The organism is Vibrio sp. S17_S38 (genome assembly GCF_014694375.1).
Taxonomy (GTDB): Bacteria; Pseudomonadota; Gammaproteobacteria; order Enterobacterales; family Vibrionaceae; genus Vibrio.
This window is the reverse complement of sequence record NZ_JAAUWW010000057.1, coordinates 1-280: the sequence shown is the minus strand read 5'-3', so window position 1 is coordinate 280 and position 280 is coordinate 1. Positions and strand designations below refer to the sequence as shown.

The following is a 280-nucleotide window of genomic DNA, read 5'->3' as shown; positions in this document are numbered from 1 at the left end:
CTCAGTTGGTAGAGCAGTTGACTTTTAATCAATTGGTCGCTGGTTCGAATCCAGCACGGCCCACCATTTCCTCCCATGGAAATGCTTATTTTAGATAAGAAAAGAATGGGGTTATAGCTCAGCTGGGAGAGCGCCTGCCTTGCACGCAGGAGGTCTGCGGTTCGATCCCGCATAGCTCCACCATTTCCTCCCATGGAAATGCTTATTTTAGATAAGAAAATAAACATGGGCGATTAGCTCAGTTGGGAGAGCACCTGCCTTACAAGCAGGGGGTCACTGG

At 48.9% G+C, this 280-nt stretch carries 1 tRNA gene; it reads left to right on the top strand.

The window, feature by feature from the left end:
• Window positions 1–107: 107 nt before the first annotated feature.
• Window positions 108–183: transfer RNA gene (locus tag HC725_RS16615), tRNA-Ala, on the top strand.
• Window positions 184–280: the final 97 nt, after the last annotated feature.